This is a genomic window from Arthrobacter alpinus, from assembly GCF_001445575.1.
GTDB lineage: Bacteria > Actinomycetota > Actinomycetes > Actinomycetales > Micrococcaceae > Specibacter > Specibacter alpinus_C.
In genome coordinates this window covers 2,588,631-2,604,917 of record NZ_CP013200.1, presented here as the reverse complement: position 1 = coordinate 2,604,917, position 16,287 = coordinate 2,588,631, and the positions used below count along the sequence as shown (strand labels likewise).

Here is a 16,287-nt window from a genome sequence, read left to right as displayed (position 1 = left end):
TCAGGCCTCCCGGCGTTCGGCGGATCGTCGCGAAAGAATCCCAGCCACCACGGTGGCCAACGTTTCTTGGGGAACCCGGGCTGCGCCGTCGTGCGTCACTGTGTAAATCACGGGCCACAGTTGCCTGATGAGGTCGGGGCCACCGGTGGCGGAGTCGTCGTCGGCAGCGTCGATCAGGGCCTCCACGGCCACCGCTACAGCCTCATCAGCTGAGAGCTCCGGGCGCCACAGCTTCTTCAATGCACCGCGAGCAAAGACCGATCCGGAACCCACACTGTGGTGTTCAAGCTCCTCGTACCGGCCGCCGGTGACATCATAGGAGAACAGCCGTCCGGCCGGTTCGCCACATTCAATTCCGGCAAATAACGGCACTACCGAGAGCCCCTGCAAGGCCATGGGGAGGTTGGCTCGGACCATGGCACCAAGACGGTTAGCCTTGCCCTCGAGGCTGAGCAGCGTGCCTTCGATTTTCTCGTAATGTTCCAACTCGACTTGGAACAGACGCACCATATCAATGGCAATTCCGGCCGTGCCAGCAATACCGAGCACGGAATATTTGTCCGCCGGAAAGACTTTTTCAATGTGCCGATTGGCAATCATGGAGCCCATGGTGGCGCGCCGGTCCCCCGCCATGAGTACCCCGCCGTGAAACGTCAGGGCCACAATGGTGGTGCCGTGAGGTGTGGCGGGCATACTGCCGGCGGGAAGCTCGCGCCCAAAAGGCAGGAGCCCTGGATGACTGCGACTCACATGGTCAAGGAACGACGACGAGGAGCCTTCACCTTCCAGCGCTGGAAATCCGCTGAACCCACTGTGACCGCTGCGACCGGTGCCAGCCATGGGCCCTACTGACCACCCTTTTGGACAAAACCGCGCACGAATTCTTCGGCGTTAACTTCCAGGACGCCGTCAATCTCGTCCAGGAGATCGTCCACTCCGGAGGTAGCGGCCTGGGCGGCGGCTGAGTCCGGGGCGGGCGTTGGTACGGGAAGCTCGTCGACGTGCTCTTCCTCCGTACGCGAGGAGACGTTTTTCTGTTCCTGAGAAGCCATGATGCATCCTTCTTAGCTGATTACCCGGGGCCTTGATCGGCACCTGCTTCCATCCTGCCACGGACCCGCTGAGATTGCGTGCAGTCAGCAGGCAGTGGTTCACGACGGTGCGGGAATCAGCACGAGGAGCTAGGAAGCTGCGATGACCTGATGTACCGCTGAGGCCAACTTCTTGGCCGCTGCCTCACTGCCGTCACCGCCAACTTGAACCACCGAGACTAACAGGCCGCCCTGCAGCGCCTCGACCGTCACGGTGTTGGTGGTGCCGGTCGGCATGTCCTGGCTGACCAGCATTCCCTTTTCCACCTCAGCAGATGTATCTACAGTGACCGACTTCATGGTGGTCTTTGTCAGTTCCTGGCCCTGCTTAAGCTGAGCAGCCGGAATCATGGTCAGCGGCTTGCCATCGGCATCCTTGAGGCCTTCCAAGATTGCAGTCAGCTGGGCCTCCGTGTACTCCTTGGCTACTCTCGCGTCGAAGCCTCCGGAGTTGCTGCTCCTCTGCAGGATGTCAGCGCCAAAAGCGCTGCCGCTGAAACAGCGATGAAAACGGAAGGGCGTGCAGAACTGAATGAAAAAGTCACAGTGCCAAAGCGCTCAGGAAATCAGCCAGCTCTGGGTTGCCGTCGAACAATTCACGCGTCAGTTGCTCAGTGCCCCGTAACGGCTCCTTCGTAGAGATTCGTTGCAGCCGGCGAAGCTGCGGCACCTCAAAGATGACCGAATCCCAACTGGCGCCCACCACGTTACGGCCAAAGGCCTGGATGCAGCGGCCCCGGAAGTACGCCCGAGTGTCCGCCGGGGGTTGCGTCATGGCAGCGATAATGGAGTCATCGCTCACCAAACGCTGGATGCGCCCGTGCTGCAGAAGCTTGTAATAGAGCCCCTTTTCAGGGCGAATATCAGACCATTGCAGATCGATCAGTCCCAAGCGAGGATCGTCCCACGACATGTTGTCCCGCGTGCGGTATTGCTGGAGCAGGTTCAGTTTTGCCACCCATTCAAGCTGACTGGCCAGGCTCATGGGATCCGTCCCCAGCGCTGTGAGAATTTCTTCCCATTTGGCCAGTACCAGAGCGGTGTGGCCGTCCCCGGTATCCGGATGGCTGGAGCCATTGGTGGCGCAGTGGGCCTTGGCGGCGAACAGGTACAGCCATTGCACGTCCAAGGCGCTGAGCAGCCTGCCATCAGCCAGCAGGTGCTTTTGCTGCAGTTCCCAGTCATGGCTGACGGCTCGCAGGGTCTCCACGGAGTCTGCAAACGCCAATTCCGGAGCAGTTCCGTGTTCAATCATGTCCAGTACCAGCGCCGTGGTGCCGAATTTGAGGAAGTTGGAAACCTGGCACAAATTAGCATCGCCAATGATCACATGCAGGCGCCGGTACTTCTCAGCTGTGGCGTGCGGCTCATCCCGGGTGTTGATAATGGGCCGGCGAATAGTGGTTTCGAGCCCCACCTCGGCTTCAAAGAAATCGGCCCGCTGGGTGATCTGAAATCCACTGCCGGACCCGTCTTGGCCCAGGCCAACACGGCCAGCCCCGCACATGATGGCTCGGGTGACAAAGAACGGTGTGAGTCCGGCGACGATGTCCTTGAAGGGGACGCTGCGCGGCATTAAATAATTTTCATGACTGCCGTAGGAGACGGACTTGTTGTCAGTGTTGTTCTTGTACAAATTGATGGCCGGCACCCCGGGTGTGGCCGCAATCCTGCGGACTGCTGCAAGGGCCACGAGATCGCCGGCAGCGTCCCAGCGCACAGCGTCGAGTGGGTTGGTGACCTCCGGCGAGGAATACTCGGGGTGTGCGTGGTCCACGTAGAGCCGCGCCCCATTACCCAGCACCATGTTCATCATCAGTGGTGCGGAGCTCTCGCGAACCTCCCCACCCTCCAAGGCAATTTGAGCGGCCGTCAGAATTGGTTCTGAGTCTGTGAGCTGGCTAGGATCGGCAACGGTGCGCGGCATGGACCAACCGCGCGCATCGGCCAGCGGGTCCTCGTCGGTGTAGTCCCAGCGAGTTTCCCCACCAGCTGACGCCCGGTGGTTGGTTTCACGCGAATAGGCGTGCACCACCTGGGTTGAGAGCCACGTGGCGTTGAATTCCTGGGCGCCTGGTGCGTGGATGCCGTATTCAGTTTCGGCACCCATGACGCGGATGGCACTCACAGGTACTGTCCCGTGTTGGGCAGCGTTTCTAGCGTCCGGCCAGGGATCTGGCCTTCCTTGCTCTGCACGATGGTGCGGATATAGGTGATCCGTTCACCCTTCTTACCGGAGATCCGAGCCCAGTCATCGGGGTTGGTGGTGTTGGGCATGTCCTCGTGCTCACGGAACTCATCCACCACGGCACGCAACATATGTTCAATCCGGATGCCCTTCTCACCGCTGGTCAACAGGTCCTTGATGGCGTATTTCTTGGCCCGGTCTACCACGTTTTGAATCACGGCACCGGAGTTGAAATCCTTGAAGTACAGCATCTCGGTATCACCGTTGGCATAAGTCACCTCAAGGAACTCATTGCCCTTGTCCGTTGCGTACATGGCCTCAACAGTGCGCTGAATCATGGCGTCGACGGTTTCCTGCAGACTTCCGTGATTCGCAGCAAGATCGTCGGCGTGGAAGGGCAGGGAGGTGGTGACATATTTTGTGAAAATGTCCGCCGCCGACTCCGCATCGGGGCGTTGAATCTTCACTTTGACGTCAAGACGCCCGGGCCGCAAGATAGCCGGATCAATCATGTCCTCACGGTTGGAAGCACCGATGACAATCACGTTATCCAGCCGTTCGACGCCGTCGATCTCGCTGAGCAGCTGTGGCACGATGGTGGTTTCCACATCTGATGAGACGCCCGTGCCACGGGTGCGGAAAAGTGAATCCATCTCGTCGAAGAACACCACCACGGCGCTGCCATCGGAAGCCTTTTCGCGGGCACGGCTGAAGATCAGGCGGATCTGGCGTTCAGTCTCACCCACGTACTTATCCAGCAGCTCCGGGCCCTTGATGTTCAAGAAGTAACTCTTTTGGTCCTTGACCCCGGAGCGTTCGGCGGCTCGTTGCGCCAGCGAGTTGGCCACGGCCTTGGCAATGAGCGTCTTGCCACAGCCGGGAGGGCCGTAGAGCAGGATGCCCTTGGGCGCCTTGAGTCCGTGTTCGCGGTACAAATCCGGATGGAGGAAGGGAAGTTCCACGGCGTCACGGATCTGCTCGATTTGTGAGGCCAGTCCCCCAATGTCGGAGTAAGAGATGTCTGGAACTTCCTCCAGTATCAGATTCTCTACCTCAGAACGCGGAATCTTTTCCAAGGCGTAACCGGTGCGGCCGTCCATGGTGAGTGCATCGCCCACCTTAACGGCTCCCTGCAGGGCGCCGGAGAGTCGCAGCACCCGCTCCTCATCAGCCCGGCCTACCACCATGGCCCGGTCGGTGCCGAGTAGTTCCTTGACGGTGACGAGCTCACCAACATCGGTGATACCCAAGGCCGCAATGACGGTGAAGGCCTCGTTGAGCAGGACTTCCTGCCCGGCGGAGAGATCATTCATGCGCAGCAGGGGGCTCAGCCCAACGCGCATCTTCCGCCCTGAGGCATACACATCCAGGCTCTCCGCTGTCACGGCGCTGCTGGCCCCGGCGGAGTAAGACGGACGGTTCAGCGAGACGATTGTCCCGAAACTGTAGGGAGGCTCGCCGTCGTGCTCCAAAGCGGAACGCAACTTAAGAATCTCCGTCTTGGCCGTTTCCAGCACAGCCACCAACTTGGAGTTGTTGGCCGTTGCCGAGGCCAGCTGGCGGTCCAGATTGCGGGCCTTGTCCCGGAGCACGTTGAGCTGGCGCTCCAAGACTGCCTGCTGGCCCGGACCAATTGAATACGCGGCACCGTGGGAGCCGGGCGCGGGAGTGCCCGCGGCTGGCGAGGTGCCAGCCTGCGGGTTTTCGGGTGTGGAGTGCGCTGAGTCGTTCATGACTTTGTATCCTTCCGCAGCGGATCCCGCCGCAACCGAGCCTGACCGGTAGTGCCGAGCATACTGCTACTACTCGCCGAAGCCGTCCTGGCGGGTTTCTGTTTCCTCTGACTGCTCTTGATTGCGTTTGGTCTGCACGGTGGAAGAGGCGTCACGTGCGGCGCGGCGCAGCTTCTTGTCCGAGACCGAACGCTCCCCCACAGCCGCCGGTGTCCACGCATCGAGGTCTTCCTGGGCAAAATCGGTTTTCGACGCGCGGCGCTTGGGCGTCATGCCGGTGACACCATCAGCAAGACGGCGGGTCACCATCAAGAAACCTGTGTGGGCCACCATGCGGTGGTCCGGGCGCACGGCCAGACCCTCAAGGTGCCAGCCGCGAACCATGGATTCCCAAGCGTCGGGCTCGGTGAAGCGGCCGTCGGCACGGATGGCCTCGGCGGTGCGGGACAGCTGGGTCACTGTGGCAACGTAGTTGATCCAGACACCGCCGGGCGCCAGGACGGTGGCGACCGCGTCAAGGCACTCCCAAGGAGCCAACATGTCCAGGACAACGCGGTCAACGCTGCCGGGCGCTTCCTGCTCAACAACCTGATCTTGGAAGTCGCCGAGGGAGATCTTCCAGGCCGGGTGCGGGCCGCCAAAGATGGTCTCGACGTTGCCGCGGGCAATGTCGGCGAATTCCTGACGGCGCTCGAAGGAGTGCAGGTAACCGTTATCGCCCACTGCACGCAGCAAGGAGATGGACAGTGCCCCGGAACCAACTCCGGCTTCGACCACGCGGGCACCGGGGAAGATGTCTCCCATGGTGATGATCTGGCCGGCATCCTTGGGGTACACCACGGCGGCACCGCGGGGCATCGACAGCACGAAATCAGAGAGTAGCGGGCGCAGGGCCTGGTACTGCTGGCCAACGTTGCTCTCCACCATGGAGCCTTCGGGCTGGCCGATGAGCAGATCGTGATTCAAGAAGCCCTTGTGCGTGTGGTAAGCCGTGCCCGGGGTCAAGGTGATGGTGTTCATCCGGCCACGCTCATCCGTGAGCTGCACGCGTTCGCCCGCCCGGAATGGACCGCGACGTGCGGCTGCACCGTGCGGTGACTGCGCTGCTTCTTGGGTTGATTCGGCTTGCTTCATGTGATTATTCCTCACGTTGGTGCTCAAAAAGTCAGCGGCTGGGCCGCATCAAGGCTATGTCAGAGCAATACTAAAAAAGAAAAGATTAGAGAGAAAAGCTGTGGTGACTGGGGTGTTAGCGTGACACTACTGCAGACCCTTGCCGGTCATGGCCGCTACCACTTTTGCCTGGCTGAGCAGTCCGGTGACCTTGCCGTCCACATTGATCACGGCATATTCGGTATCAGGCAGCTGGGCCAGATAGGACACCAGCTCGACGCCGGCAGCCGCGTCAGGAACGTAGGCTCCCTTGGATAGTGTGCGGGCCACGGCGCTTGCCGGTGTGATGAGGGCGGCCTGCGGCGGAACATGGGCCAAGGCGTACTCATCAACCACTGCAGCGGGGCGTCCATCCTGACCAAAAAGCACAATGGGTTCTTGCGGGAACTTCCCCCGCAGTGTCCACAGTTGCGCCACGGTGCATTCAATAGACGCGCTGACCGCTCGCGTTGCCAGGGAGCCGGCGCTAATGGCCGGCAGCCGCAGGCGCATGCTGGCTCCCTTGATGGACGCCGAGGCTCCCATCCACAAAAACCCTGCCAGCAAGACCACAATGAAGCTGGTGGTCAGATCTGGTTGCCGGCCCTGCAGATACGGCACCACCAGCATTACGGCAACAATAACCACCACAATGATCCGTCCTGCCCAACCAGCAGCAACAGTGCCCTTCTCCTGGCTGCCCGTGGATTTCCAAACAATGGATTCCACCAGGCGGCCGCCGTCTAGAGGGAGGCCGGGGAGGATGTTGAACGCACCGATGAGCAGATTGGCCCAGATGAAAATGTTGGCAAGCAGCAGCAAGATCACGCTCATGAGCGTTGTGGCTTCTGGGAGGATCAGCTTCACTAAAAAGCCCAGCCCGGCCAGGACAAAGTTAGCTATGGGTCCGGCAAACGCCACCACCAGTGCCTTGCCAGGCGTGGCCTTGCTGAAGTCAAATTCGGTGTGGCCACCCCAGAGGTTCAGGACAATCTTGTGGGTCTGCCAGCCGTACATTTTGGCTGTCATAGCGTGGGCCAGCTCATGGATAAACACCGAAAAAAGCAGCAGTAAGGCGTAGGCGAAGGCAACCAGATATGCGCGTCCGCCGAGCCCCGAAAAGTTGCTTTGCAGCTGCGGGCCAAAGATCATGACCGTAACAGCGGCAATAAAGAACCAGGAGTTGGCCAAAATGATGGGCGTTCCCCGAACTGACCCCAGCACCAGGCCCTCACGCCGGGTCTTCACGCCATTGGTAGAACCGCTCACAAAGCAGCCCCGACGGAGGCCGCGTGATCAGCGAGAACTGCTTGGACGTCGTCGTGCGTCTTGCCTAACAGGGTGTCCCACGTGGTGCGCCGGGCATCCTCGCCCAAGGGCACAGCGTTGGGGACGGCAATGGTGGCCATCCCCGAGGCCAGAGCCGAAGCTACGCCGGGGACGGAGTCTTCCAACGCCGCGCAGTGCAGGAGGGTGAGGTTGGGGTCGGTGAGCTGGAGTTTGTCCACAGCTACCAAATACGGTTCCGGGTGCGGCTTGCCGTGCGTGACTTCATCGCCGGTGACAAGGAATTCAAAGTACTCCTCATCGAGGGCACCCACAACTTCGGCGGCCAGCTGGCGCTCGCTCATGGTGACCAAGGCGCAGCGCACGTTATTGTGGCGCAGATCGGCCAGCAATTCCCGTGCACCAGGACGCCACGGCACCTCTTCGCGGATGCCGGCAATCACGGTGTTGGAGAGGTGGTCGATGATCTCGCGGACGGAAAGATCCACGCCGGCGCCCTGCAGAACCCGGGCGGAGTCATCCAGTGCATTGCCCACGAGCGTGAAGGCTTGCTCCTTGCTCCACTGCCCGCCATGAGCCTGAACCAGGGCTATTTCAGCGGCTATCCAATACGGTTCGGTGTCCACCAAGGTCCCGTCCATGTCCCATAGGACGGCTTTGAGCGGCAGGCTGTTGGACGTCTCTTGGTGGGCTGGCGCAGAAGTCGGTGAAATCATGCCACTAGTCTACGGGGCCAGAGCCATGGAACTGTTTTCCGTCCACTGCGCGTGGTGGGTGATGCCGCAAACACCGCGGAGCCGTAGGCTGAGAACTGTGAGCAGAATCAATGACGTTGACCCGCAGGAACCAGCAGCTTTTCTGGAAGCTGCCCCTGGCGAAGACCGTGTGACGGTCATGTTGGCCGCCTTTGAAGGCTGGAACGACGCCGGCGAGGCCGCCAGCGACGCGCTCAAATACCTGCACCGGCTGTGGGGCGCGAAGCGGGTTGGCGTGATTGAACCCGATGAGTATTACGACTTCCAATTCACCCGTCCCGAGGTTCGCCTGACGTCCACGGGCGGACACAAAATCAAGTGGCCTGTCACGAAGATCGCCAAGGCCTCCATCCCGGACAGCGCCATTGATGTGATCTTGGTCCATGGCATCGAACCGTCGTACCGCTGGCGCGCCTACACTGCCGAGCTGCTGGCCAAGGCCGCCGAGCTCAACGTCAACTATGTGGTGCTGGTGGGCGCACTTTTGGCTGATGTGCCACACTCGCGTCCCATGCCTGTCACTGCCACGTGCGACGACGAGGAACTCGCATCCCGCCTGAAATTGGAAGCCTCCCAATATGAAGGTCCCATTGGGATTGTGGGTGTCATCAATGAAGTGGCCCTGTTGGCCGGGCTGCCCACCATCTCGCTGTGGGCAGCCGTTCCGCACTATGTGGCGCAGGCGCCATCGCCCAAGGCCGAATTGGCGTTGCTGAACAGGATTGAAGACTTCCTGAAGATTTCTCTGCCCACCGCCAAGGTGGCTGATGACGCGCACGCTTGGGAGCGCGGCGTCAACGAGCTAGCAGCCGGTGACCCGGAAATTGCCGCCTATGTTCAGCAGCTAGAAGAAGCCAAGGACACAGCGGAGCTGCCCGAGGCTACTGGCGAATCCATTGCTCAAGAGTTTGAGCGTTACTTGCGCAAGCGCGGCAACGAACAGCCCTAGCGCTGGTTAGGCGGTGGACCAGCCTTCCCTCGGCTGCTTTCCGGCCCATCGGCCGCGGGCGGCCTCGGCCTCCCTGACGCAGCCTACGGAAACGCCGGCTCCACCGCCCGGCCCGGCTTTACAGTTCGATCCCGAGCAGTGCTTCTAGGGCGTCTGAGACGAGGGCCGTGTCCCGCTCTGATGCCGAACTGGCATCACTGACGGTGGACGTCCTGGCCCATTCGTCCACGGCGGCCAGAGCACGGGGAGCATCCAGGTCAGCAGACAGGGCTGCACGCAGTTCAGCCAGCAGCACCTTGCCGGAACCTTTAGCAGCCCGTGGGGCCGCCTTGCGCCAGCGCTCCAAACGATCCTGGGCTGATTCCAACTGCTCCTGCGTCCAGAACCAATCGCTGCGGTAGTGGTTGGCCAAGATGGTCAGGCGAATAGCTGCCGGGTCAACGCCGTCGGCACGCAATTTCGAGACCAGCACCAAGTTACCCAGTGACTTGCTCATTTTCTCGCCATCCAAACCAACCATGGCTGTGTGCACGTAGTGAGAAGCCATGGGTGTGTGGCTCAGGGCGTACGCGTGACCAGCACCCATCTCGTGGTGCGGGAAGACTAAGTCGCTGCCGCCGCCCTGGACAGTGAAGGGCGCAGGCAAGAAGCGCTGGGCGATCACTGTACATTCGATGTGCCAGCCGGGACGGCCAGCGCCCAAGGACGCCCCGTCCCATGACGGCTCGCCGTCACGGGCAACCCGCCACAGCAGAGCATCGAGCGGGTGGCGCTTACCCGGGCGAGCAGGATCGCCGCCGCGCTCGGCAAAGACGGGAAGCATGCCTTCCTGGCTCATGCCCGAAACCTGACCAAGCCACCATGGCGCCAAGGGTCCAGCGACCTTTTCGGCAGCCGAGGCGGCCTCGACAGAGAAGTAAATGTCGCCGTCGGGCGCTCCGTCGCTTCCCATCACCGGGTAGGCGATTCCTTCGGCCAACAGCTTTTCAATGTCGGGCACGATCCACTCAATGGCTTCAACTGCACCAATGTAGTGGTCAGGGGCAAGAACGTTCAGCGCTTCCATGTCTGCGTGGAACAACGCTGTTTGGGAGGCTGCAAGCTCTCGCCAGTCAACGCCGTCGCGGGTTGCGCGTTCCAGAAGCGGATCGTCAATGTCAGTGACGTTTTGCACGTAGCTGACGGTGCGATCGGCGTCGCGCCAAGCGCGGTTAAGCAGGTCGAAGGCCACATAGGTGGCGGCGTGACCCATGTGGGTGGCGTCGTAGGGGGTGATGCCGCAGACGTACATGCTGGCAGGGCCAGTGTCCGGCAGGGCTACCACTTTCTGCGCGGTGGTTTCATGCAGCGCTAGGGCACCCATGGTGCCGGGCAGCTGGGGCAGGGCGTGGGACTTCCAAGTTTTCACAGGGTCAAGCCTAACCGCCGAGGGACCCAAAGCGAGCGAAGCGAGGTTTGGGAGGCGGGCTAGGCGCTAACCGCCGAGGGGCCCAAAGCGAGCGAAGCGAGGTTTGGGAGGCGGGCTAGGCGCTAACCGCCGAGGGGCCCAAAGCGAGCGAAGCGAGGTTTGGGAGGCGGGCTAGGCGCTAACCGCCGAGGGGCCCAAAGCGAGCGAAGCGAGGTTTGGGAGGCGGGCTAGGCGCTAACCGCCGAGGGGCCCAAAGCGAGCGAAGCGAGGTTTGGGAGGCGGGCTAGGCGCTAACCGCCGAGGGGCCCAAAGCGAGCGAAGCGAGGTTTGGGAGGCGGGCTAGGCGGTAACCGCCGAGGGGCCCAAAGCGAGCGAAGCAAGGTTTGGGAGGCGGGCTAGGGCATAGAAAAGGCGCTGCCAGCAAGTTGGCAGCGCCTTTGGATGACGGGGGTTCTGGGCTACGGGGTGATGACGTTGGTCCCTAGAAGGATGTACAGCAGCAGACCCAAGCCGATGCGATACCAGACGAAGGGCCGGAAGCTCTTGGTGGAAATATATTTGAGGAACCAGCCGATGATGAGATATCCCACACCGAAGGCAACCGCCGTGGCCAGGATGGTTTCACCAATGCCGAAGGGACCAGCGGCACCTTCGTGCTTGGCAAAGATCTTGAACAGCTCGTAGAACCCACTGGCAAAGACTGCGGGGATGGCCAGCAGGAAGGCGTAGCGGGCGGCAGCTTCCCGGGTATAACCCATGAGCAGACCGGCTGTGATGGTGCCACCGGAGCGGGACACGCCGGGGATCAAGGCCAGCGCCTGGGCAAAGCCGTAGATGATGCCGTGCTTGAGGCTGAGGTCTTTTAGTTCACGTTTCTGGCTGGCCACGTGGTCAGCCACGGCAAGGATCAGGCCAAAGACAATGAGGGTTGTGGCAACGAGCCACAGGTTCCGGAGCGTGGATTCAATGTGGCTTTGAAACAGCACACCCAGCAGGGCAATGGGCAGGCTACCAATGATGACCAGCCAGCCCATGCGGACGTCTGGATCGGTGCGTGGCACCCGTCCCCGCAGCGATCCCCACCACGCTTTGATGATGCGGACAATATCGCGCCAGAAGTAGAGCAACACGGCCGTTTCCGTGCCAAGTTGACTGACAGCGGTAAATGCCGCACCGGGGTCTTCCCCTGAGGGCAAGAATTTACCGACGACAAAGAGATGGGCACTTGAAGAAATCGGGAGGAATTCAGTCAGGCCCTGGACAAGGCCTAAGAAGGCAGCTTCAAACCAGTTCACGGGTTTCAGCCTAAAGCATGTGTGGGGCGTCGGGGCCCAATATGCCAAGCGCCGCGCAAAACACGCAGGTAATTCCCCGTAAGCTTGCAGCTATGGAACAAAGATTCATGGGCACCAGCGGACTGCGCGTTTCTGCCTTGACCCTGGGGACAATGACCTGGGGAAACGAAACCAGCACTGACACGGCCCGGGCGCAAATGCGCGATTTCGTGGACGCCGGTGGCACCACGGTGGACACTGCCGTCAGTTACGTAGAGGGGCGCAGCGAAGCAATCCTGGGTGAACTGTTGGGGGATGTAGTTTCCCGCAGCGATGTGGTTCTAATCTCCAAAGCCGGTGTCAGCCATCGCAACGACAAGCGTATGGTTGACACGTCCCGGCGCGCCATGCTTGCCGGCTTGGATGCCTCACTGGCCCGTCTGGGCACGGACCATTTGGATTTGTGGCTGGCGCACGTGTGGGACGCCAATGTTCCCTTGGAAGAGACGCTGGGAGCCCTAGAATATGCCGTCAGTAGCGGCCGGGTTCGCTATGCAGGTGTCTCCAACTACAACGGATGGCAGCTGGCACGTGCAGCAACCCTGTCCGAGACCCCGCTGATTGCCAACCAGGTGGAGTACTCCTTGCTGGCACGCGAGGCAGAACGGGAGCTCGTCCCGGCAGCCGAGCATCTGGGTGCCGGTCTCTTGTGCTGGGCCCCCTTGGGCCGTGGTGTTTTGACAGGCAAGTACCGAGGTCAGATCCCCTCCGACTCACGCGGAGCCAGCACCACCATGGCTGGTTACGTTGAAAAGTATTTGGACGGACGCCCGACCCGCATCACCGAAGCCTTGATCACAGCAGCCAAGGGACTCGGGCGAACACCCCTAGATGTGGCCCTGAGTTGGCTCCTTGAACACCACGCTGTGGCCTCCGCCGTCATTGGTCCACGCACCCAAGAACAACTGGCTGACATTCTGACCTCTTCGCTTGATCCACTGCCTGAACAAATCGTGACAGTGCTCAACGAGGTTTCACAGCTGTCCTAATCCGCTTTAGATCACAAAAGCCCGCCGGGAAAATTCCCTGCGGGCTTTTTTATGACTCTTAGCAAAGCGCTGTGTTACTCAGCTGCGGTACTGACGTCTGAATCGACGGAATCGTCATCCGATTCGCCATCGTCTTCGTCATCAAAATCGCCCTCGTCACCGTCTTCACCGTAGATGACCAACGGTGTCACCTCATCAAAGGCATCAAAAAGGGCTTCTTCATAGGCTTCAAAGGCATCGATGATGCCCAAAAAGGTTGCTTCAACAATAGGGTCTTCCTCCCCGCGGCGAGCCGAAGCTGCCACCAAATGTTCTTCTAATGCGGTTGTGAGGGCACTCAGGGCTGCGCGGGGATCAATGCTCATGCGATTGACGGTACCAGTGTGCCCGGCAACTTGAAAGTCCTTCTCACGAGTATGAGAAATTCATAGAAAACACGGGTACCTTGGTGTGAAGAAGCACACCTTGAACGCCACCGGCAGTTGCGGTTGGCGGAAGCAATGTTGGTGTCGGTGGCGATGACTCACGGACACTGGCTTGGACAGAGAAGGACCACCTATGCGGGAGACCCTCACGCCAACGCAGTCAGGCCCAGGAGCACCTCTGCGTCAGTACGAATACTTAGAAATCACGGTTTCTCGTGACGAATCCGTCCCTACCGCCTATCAGCGGCTCCGCGAGCATGCCGAATACGGCAAGTGGGAGCTGGCCCGCAGCACCCTGTATATGGGCGGCCACCGCAAATACGTGATGCGCCGCAAAGTGCTGCGGGTCCAACGGACGCTGGAGATTTACTCCTGAACCTTTCGGCATGGCTGCCCTAGAGGTCCGTCCACTCCTGAACTTCCGTCCTTAACTCCAGTCTTCCCGTTCAGTCCTCCAGCGGCCCCAACCAAGCGCTGGCAATGGTGGCGTGCGCCGATTCATCGTCCGAGGGATGGAACATCCCCGCAAGTACGTCTCGGTATAACCGGCCCAGTTCGTTTCCTGCAAAGTAGCTACTGCCGCCGCTGACACGGATGATCAGATCCACTACCGTGCGAGCAGTTTCCGTGGCACGAACCTTCAGTCCCACCAGTTTCGGGAACCATTGGCTACCGTGATCAACCAGATTGTCCACGTCCCGAGCCACAACAACTAGTTGCGGGTACAGCCCATCCATGGCAAGGGCCGCATCGGCAATACGCCAGCGAATATCAGGATCCTGCGCATAGCTCTTGCCCGATTTCTTGGATCTGCGCTTATGAACAGTTGCCACCCCAATTGCCAGTGCCCGCTCCCCCAGCCCCGTGTAGACGGCGGCAAGCAACGTCTCAAAGCAGGCAAAGATGGAGAAGATCAAGGCGTCGGCTGTGGGTCCCACGGGTAGCTTCCGGAACACGCGCTCAGCCGAGGCCACCACGCCGTCGAGCACTGTCGTGTTCGACTGGCTGGCCCGCATGCCCAGGGTATTCCAATCGTCCAAGATGGTGTAGCCGGGCGTCTCGCGGGTGATGAAGGCATGTACCAGCACAGGCTCCTGTCCCGAAGTGTCCTTGCCAAAGATGCCCAGGCGCGTCCAGGCTGGCGAAAGCGATGTGAAGATCTTAGTGCCGGTGAAACTGTAGCTGCCGTCCCCCAGAGGAGCCGCCACAGTGTTGGAATCGAACAGCACCGAATCGTTGCCCGCCTCCGAGTTACCAAAGGCGAACACCTCCCCCGCCACAGCTTCTTCTAAGACAAAGTGCAAGGAATCGTCCCCGCGCTGCGCCAGCAGATGGGCGACGCCGGTCCACACTAGGTGCATGTTGATCGCCAACGCAGTAGCTGGGGCCGCCGTTGCCAACCTACGTTGCGCGGCGGCGACCTGTTCCAGACCAAAGCCGAGTCCGCCGTCGTCCTCGGAAGCAAACATGCGCAGGTACCCCAGCGACTTCAGCTCCGCGAGATCTTCGTGGAAGAACTCATTGCGCTCGTCATAGCCCTTGGCTCGGACACGGAAACGCTCGAGCAGTTCATCAGGGAGCAGCTCATTTAGCTCAACGCTCATGGCACACCGCCCATTAGTAGTTGCTCAGCAATCGATCCAGCACGCGGCTACCAAACTTCAGCGAGTCCACTGGAACACGCTCATCGACGCCATGGAACATGCCCGTGAAGTCCAACTCGGCCGGCAGCTGCAGCGGAGCAAATCCATAGCCGGTGATGCCCAGACGGCTCAGGGACTTATTGTCCGTGCCGCCAGATAACGTGTACGGCAACACGGTGGAACCCGGATCCTCAGTATGGAGTGAATCGATCATGGCGTCCACCAAATTGCCGGCAAAGGGAGTTTCCAGGGAGACGTCGTTGTGGATGGTGGAGATATCGATGCCATCGCCAGCCAATTCACGAACCAGCTCAAGAACGTGTTCGTGCTGACCCGGAAGCGTCCGAATATCAATCATGGCCTCGGCCGTGCCAGGAATTACATTGGCCTTGTAGCCACTCTTGAGATAGGTGGGGTTGGCCGTGTTTTGAAGTGTTGCACCAACGAATCGTGACACCGTACCGAGCTGGCTCAGCAGCGTCTGCGGGTTGGATTCGTCAAATTCGACGCCGGTCAGCTCGGACACGCCTTCAAGGAATGCCCGGGTGGTGTCCGTGTACTCAATGGGCCATTCGTGGTCACCGATCCGAGTCACTGCCCGGGCCAGCCGGGTTACCGCGTTATCGGTGTTGATGTGTGAACCGTGACCGGCGCGGCCATGCGCCGTCAACCGCAACCACGCCAGACCCTTCTCGGCCGTCTGCAACAGATAGGCCCGTTTGCCGTTGATCTCGGTGGAGAAGCCGCCCACCTCCGAGATGGCTTCGGTGGCACCTTCGAAGAGGTCTGGGCGGTTATCCACCGTCCAGCGGGCACCGTATGTTCCTCCGGCTTCTTCGTCGGCAAAGAAACCGAAGATAATGTCACGCTTGGGTTTGCGGCCGTCTCTGCCCATGGAGCGCATGACCGAAAGCATCATGGCGTCCATGTCCTTCATATCGACGGCGCCCCGGCCCCAGATCAAGCCGTCCTTTTCTTCACCACCAAAAGGATCGACACTCCAATCGCTGGCTTCTGCAGGAACAACGTCCAGGTGCCCATGCACGATCAGCGCGGGCAAGGTGGAATCGGTCCCTTCAATGCGAGTCACCACATTGGCGCGGCCGGGAGAAGACTCGTATACCTCGGGCGAATATCCAACCTCAGAAATCAACGCGGCCGTGTGCTCAGCTATGGCGCGCTCACCCGGGCCTTCGTTATCGGCATAGTTGCTGGTGTCGAAACGAATGAGATCGGCGCAGATGCCGGCAACTTCATCCTCGGGCCTGATGGTGTTCACGGGAAAACTCCTTAAGCTTTGGGGCGTTTTCTCCAGCCTACCTTTGCGCCCAAT

Annotated in this window: 16 protein-coding genes; 3 read left to right on the top strand and 13 right to left on the bottom strand. The window is 60.5% G+C overall.

Features of this window, described 5'->3' with window-relative positions; genetic code table 11:
* From prcB to AS189_RS11415, 8 genes are all read right to left on the bottom strand, one after another.
* Positions 1-750: a proteasome subunit beta gene (gene prcB / locus AS189_RS11450; RefSeq protein ID WP_424581566.1), complete on the bottom strand. Its 750-nt coding sequence runs from the start codon at positions 748-750 to the stop codon at positions 1-3.
* A gap of 95 nt (positions 751-845) precedes the next feature.
* A complete protein-coding gene (locus AS189_RS11445) occupies positions 846-1,052 on the bottom strand; it encodes a ubiquitin-like protein Pup (RefSeq protein WP_062288874.1) in 207 nt (68 codons plus the stop codon).
* Positions 1,053-1,181: 129 nt separating this feature from the next.
* On the bottom strand, positions 1,182-1,481 hold the full coding sequence (locus AS189_RS11440) for a hypothetical protein (RefSeq protein ID WP_062288870.1): 300 nt from the start codon (positions 1,479-1,481) through the stop codon (positions 1,182-1,184).
* A 151-nt stretch (positions 1,482-1,632) separates the two neighbouring features.
* A complete protein-coding gene (gene dop, locus AS189_RS11435) occupies positions 1,633-3,201 on the bottom strand; it encodes a depupylase/deamidase Dop (protein WP_062293523.1) in 1,569 nt (522 codons plus the stop codon).
* 14 nt (positions 3,202-3,215) lie between these two features.
* The gene (gene arc, locus AS189_RS11430; protein ID WP_082634250.1) at positions 3,216-5,012 is read right to left on the bottom strand and encodes a proteasome ATPase; all 1,797 of its coding nucleotides are present in this window, start codon (positions 5,010-5,012) and stop codon (positions 3,216-3,218) included.
* Positions 5,013-5,081: 69 nt separating this feature from the next.
* Entirely contained in the window at positions 5,082-6,146 is a 1,065-nt protein-coding gene (locus AS189_RS11425) for a tRNA (adenine-N1)-methyltransferase (RefSeq protein WP_062288867.1), read from the bottom strand.
* A 126-nt stretch (positions 6,147-6,272) separates the two neighbouring features.
* Positions 6,273-7,433, bottom strand: coding sequence for a site-2 protease family protein (locus AS189_RS11420; protein ID WP_062288864.1), 1,161 nt, complete (start codon positions 7,431-7,433; stop codon positions 6,273-6,275).
* The gene (locus AS189_RS11415) at positions 7,430-8,167 is read right to left on the bottom strand and encodes an HAD family hydrolase (protein WP_082634249.1); all 738 of its coding nucleotides are present in this window, start codon (positions 8,165-8,167) and stop codon (positions 7,430-7,432) included. The genes AS189_RS11420 and AS189_RS11415 overlap by 4 nt, the downstream gene beginning before the upstream one ends.
* A gap of 97 nt (positions 8,168-8,264) precedes the next feature.
* On the opposite strand from AS189_RS11415, the gene AS189_RS11410 reads away from it, so the two are divergent.
* A complete protein-coding gene (locus AS189_RS11410; protein ID WP_424580480.1) occupies positions 8,265-9,155 on the top strand; it encodes a PAC2 family protein in 891 nt (296 codons plus the stop codon).
* A gap of 118 nt (positions 9,156-9,273) precedes the next feature.
* On the opposite strand, the gene mshC is transcribed toward AS189_RS11410, so the two are convergent.
* Positions 9,274-10,563: a cysteine--1-D-myo-inosityl 2-amino-2-deoxy-alpha-D-glucopyranoside ligase gene (mshC, locus tag AS189_RS11405; RefSeq protein ID WP_062288858.1), complete on the bottom strand. Its 1,290-nt coding sequence runs from the start codon at positions 10,561-10,563 to the stop codon at positions 9,274-9,276.
* Between the two features lie 458 nt (positions 10,564-11,021).
* Positions 11,022-11,858, bottom strand: coding sequence for an undecaprenyl-diphosphate phosphatase (locus tag AS189_RS11400; protein WP_062288855.1), 837 nt, complete (start codon positions 11,856-11,858; stop codon positions 11,022-11,024).
* Between the two features lie 92 nt (positions 11,859-11,950).
* Between AS189_RS11400 and AS189_RS11395 the strand changes: the two genes are divergently transcribed.
* Positions 11,951-12,886, top strand: a complete 936-nt coding sequence (locus AS189_RS11395) for an aldo/keto reductase (protein WP_062288848.1) — start codon at positions 11,951-11,953, stop codon at positions 12,884-12,886.
* Positions 12,887-12,960: 74 nt separating this feature from the next.
* On the opposite strand, the gene AS189_RS11390 is transcribed toward AS189_RS11395, so the two are convergent.
* Positions 12,961-13,251, bottom strand: a complete 291-nt coding sequence (locus tag AS189_RS11390) for a hypothetical protein (protein ID WP_062288847.1) — start codon at positions 13,249-13,251, stop codon at positions 12,961-12,963.
* Positions 13,252-13,444: 193 nt separating this feature from the next.
* Between AS189_RS11390 and AS189_RS11385 the strand changes: the two genes are divergently transcribed.
* Positions 13,445-13,687, top strand: a complete 243-nt coding sequence (locus AS189_RS11385) for a DUF5703 family protein (protein WP_062288844.1) — start codon at positions 13,445-13,447, stop codon at positions 13,685-13,687.
* 70 nt (positions 13,688-13,757) lie between these two features.
* Here AS189_RS11385 and AS189_RS11380 read toward each other — a convergent pair whose 3' ends face one another.
* A complete protein-coding gene (locus tag AS189_RS11380) occupies positions 13,758-14,915 on the bottom strand; it encodes an acyl-CoA dehydrogenase family protein (RefSeq protein ID WP_062288841.1) in 1,158 nt (385 codons plus the stop codon).
* A gap of 13 nt (positions 14,916-14,928) precedes the next feature.
* Complete coding sequence (locus tag AS189_RS11375) at positions 14,929-16,233, bottom strand: M20/M25/M40 family metallo-hydrolase (protein ID WP_062288838.1); 1,305 nt, start codon at positions 16,231-16,233, stop codon at positions 14,929-14,931.
* Positions 16,234-16,287 lie beyond the last annotated feature (54 nt).